Raw genomic sequence first — 3138 nt, forward strand, 5'->3', positions numbered from 1 at the left:
AAGAGAGGATTAGTTTCCCCGCTTGAGTTTATTCCCGTTGCAGAAGAAACCGGACTAATGGCGCAACTGGATTGGTGGGTATTACGCGAAGCCTGCTGCCAGATGCGGGCTTGGCAAGAGCGATTCGTTCAGAATAGCGAACCCTCAACATCCAACTATGAACAATTAACAATTGGCGTAAATCTTTCTGCGATGCAGTTTGCCCAATCTGACATGGTTCAGCAGATCGATCGAATTGTTCGGGAGACTGGTTTGGAAACTCGCAGTCTAAAGCTAGAGATTACTGAAACTTGCTTGCTAGAAGATGCCGATGCCGTAACCGCTATGCTTGAGCAGCTCAGAGCCTTGGGAGTGAAAGTGGGAATTGACGACTTTGGCACCGGCTATTCTTCCTTGGGGCGTCTGCATTGCTTACCCATTGATACCTTGAAAATTGACCGCTCCTTTATTAGCGGCATGGGAGATGAGGAAAATCGCTGGGAAATTGTCCAGACAATTATGACGCTGGCTCACAATCTGGGGATGGATGTGGTTGCCGAAGGTATCGAAACCGCAGAGCAGATGCTTCAGCTCAAGCGGCTGCAATGTGAATACGGACAGGGATACTTTTTTTCTAAGCCGGTAGATGCACCGGCAGCTGAGGCGTTATTGGCAGCACAGCCGCAGTGGTGATAAAAATCAAAAATTGCCTCAAATCGGCAAGGCAATATCAGCCGTTGAAACTGGGAAAAATTTGAGAGTTGAAATAGAATTCCAACATCTCAAATCTCAAATTTAGGGAGAGTCGCTGGGGTGGTTGTAGCTGGAAACAGCTGCTCTGAGATTACCTTTGTGTTCTGCAAGGAGGCGATCGCCTTCTTGCTTCTCCAAACCCGTCCAATGCATCAACAACGCTAACTTGACAGAACGCCCACTTTGCTCCAGCAAATATCCAGCGTCTTCTCGATTTAAATCCGTGAGGTCTTGCAGCATTCGCAGGGCGCGATCGTGCAATTTTTTATTAGTAACGGCGACATCTACCATGCGATTGCCGTAGACTTTGCCCAGCTTCACCATCACGCCGGTGGAGAGGATATTTAAAGCCATTTTAGTGACGGTTCCGGATTTCAGTCGCGTCGAGCCTGCCACTACTTCTGGCCCTACAATTAGGCGAATATCTAAATCTGCATCGATGGTAACTTGTTCGGCTGGGACACAGGCAATCAAAATCGTGGTTGCACCTCGCTGACGTGCCGCTTGGATTGCACCGTGGACAAACGGTGTTGTTCCCCCGGCGGTGATGCCGACAACGACATCGAGATGGGTAATCTGCCGAGTTGCGATCGCAGATGCCCCGTCTTCATCTTTGTCTTCTAAATCTTCTGAGCTGCGGATTAACGCCCCCGCACCCCCGGCGATAATCCCTTGTACCAGTTCTGGCGGCGTACAAAAGGTGGGCGGGCACTCGGCTGCATCCAAGACGCCCAGACGCCCGCTCGTCCCAGCTCCCACATAAAACAGGCGTCCCCCATGACGTAACGCCTCAGCCGTCTTATCGATTGCTTCAGCGAGCTGAGTTCTGGCGATTGCGATCGCTGCTAGCGTCTGAGCATCTTCCTGATTGAACAAATCTACCAATTCCAGAGAACTCATCTGGTCGAGATTCTGGCTATTGGGATTAACCTGTTCTGTTAAAAGATGTCCCCGCTCCTCCAGATTCTTCATCCTCGATCCTTCATTTTTTTTATCGTTCATCCTGCCAAGAAAGCGCCGCTATGGGTTACGCGATCGCTAACATCCTCGATCCTTTCATAACAGTCCTTCTAATTGACGGCGAATTCTGTCTAGATCGGAAACTTCTGCTTGCGGAGCATCTGGTTTCCAGTCTGTTTCCTCCAGATTCGTTTCTGGCGGAACCAGAAAAAGACGTTCCGCATCTCCTTCGGGAACAAATCCCTCCGGAATTAGCTTGCACTCATAACCTGCACCCTCGCAAAATGCCTCGACTTCCTCTGCATCGATGGCTTCAACACTGGGACTGAGAAAATCTTGGGCTTCTAGCAGCATCGCATAGCGAGTCGCATCGTCTTCTGATTCAAACATGAGTATCCAGTTGCGATCGCCAATCTGAATCGAGTGAATCCCCTCGTTGTCAGTCCGAGGATTAAATATTAAAACGAATACGCGCCTAGATGTAGTCATCGTTTTTTATCCATTCTTAACTTAGGATATCTAACTGGCTTCCCTGATATCACGTCTAGTTGCTCTTCCTTTGCTAGCTAGCGATGCGGAGCAATAAAGACTGAGGAAAGAGAAATTCAAGAGAGAAGATTCAAATGAAATTGCGAGGAAATCAGCAAAAAAGCTAAATTACCCCCAACCAATAGATGTTAAGACATTTCAGCTCGCCATAGATATCCTTTCCTAGCTCAAGCAACTCGACCGTAACGGGCAGTCACAGGATGATGGAGATTTTCTTGATTGCATAACCACGCCCACATCTGATCGCCCAAGCAGAAATGCCACCACTCGTTGGGATGACGGCGAAACCCAGCTTGGAGCATGACATCATTTAATAGCTGCCGGTGAAAATGATACTGCTGTTCGACTGCCTGGGTGCTATTGGCATAATAATCGGGATGCGATCGCGCTGATATTTCATCAATTTCTCCCCCCATATCTATCGTCTTGCCAGTATTGTCTACTAAGGTGATATCCACCGCAGCCCCCGTACTGTGAGGCGGTGGCATTGCTGGATCGAGGTTGGGGGGTGCCCAAAATTGATAAACTATCTCCCAAATTGCTTGACGCTGAGCTTCTGTTAACTCAATCAAGTTTAAACCTTGAGCCTGAACCACTTCAGCAAAGGTGTAATCTACCATGAATTGCTGGACTTCCACGGGTCGAAAGGCATCAAAGAGATCGATCCGCCAATCTGGATTCGTGACAGCTAACTGGTGTTGGGCGGCAATTAGGGATTCGAGGACACCCTGACGGAGATAATAAGGTGAGCGATCGCCATAAGTCGCACCCAATTTTTCATAAGGATGGGGAGAGACAACCGCAAATTGTTCCAAAGGAATGGCAGTGAGCGGCTCACCACACTCTACAATTACAATCTGCTGATAAGGTTTCATATTCCGCTCTTTCAGACTGACC

4 protein-coding genes are annotated in these 3138 nt (G+C 48.6%); 1 reads left to right on the forward strand and 3 read right to left on the reverse strand.

Annotated elements, in window-relative coordinates; translation table 11 throughout:
* Positions 1–672, forward strand: a 672-nt coding sequence (locus H6F50_RS07240) for an EAL domain-containing protein (RefSeq protein ID WP_190427955.1), incomplete at its 5' end; no start/stop codon positions are given.
* Between the two features lie 102 nt (positions 673–774).
* Here the strand turns inward: H6F50_RS07240 and murQ are convergent.
* The 3 genes from murQ to H6F50_RS07255 all read right to left on the reverse strand — a co-directional run bounded on the left by murQ (position 775) and on the right by H6F50_RS07255 (position 3116).
* A complete protein-coding gene (gene murQ, locus H6F50_RS07245; protein ID WP_190410302.1) occupies positions 775–1704 on the reverse strand; it encodes an N-acetylmuramic acid 6-phosphate etherase in 930 nt (309 codons plus the stop codon).
* A gap of 84 nt (positions 1705–1788) precedes the next feature.
* Positions 1789–2181 carry a DUF3110 domain-containing protein gene (locus H6F50_RS07250; protein WP_190410303.1) on the reverse strand — a complete coding sequence of 131 codons (393 nt, stop codon included), beginning with the start codon at positions 2179–2181 and terminating at the stop codon, positions 1789–1791.
* A 227-nt stretch (positions 2182–2408) separates the two neighbouring features.
* Complete coding sequence (locus tag H6F50_RS07255) at positions 2409–3116, reverse strand: M15 family metallopeptidase (RefSeq protein ID WP_190427958.1); 708 nt, start codon at positions 3114–3116, stop codon at positions 2409–2411.
* Between the last annotated feature and the right edge of the window lie 22 nt (positions 3117–3138).

This window comes from Coleofasciculus sp. FACHB-712 (genome assembly GCF_014695635.1).
Classification (GTDB): Bacteria; Cyanobacteriota; Cyanobacteriia; order Cyanobacteriales; family FACHB-T130; genus FACHB-T130.

Coding starts and splice junctions, on each gene's coding strand:
- murQ (WP_190410302.1), bottom strand. CDS start 1,704: ATGAAGAATCTGGAGGAGCGGGGACATCTTTTAACAGAACAGGTTAAT.
- H6F50_RS07250 (WP_190410303.1), bottom strand. CDS start 2,181: ATGACTACATCTAGGCGCGTATTCGTTTTAATATTTAATCCTCGGACT.
- H6F50_RS07255 (WP_190427958.1), bottom strand. CDS start 3,116: ATGAAACCTTATCAGCAGATTGTAATTGTAGAGTGTGGTGAGCCGCTC.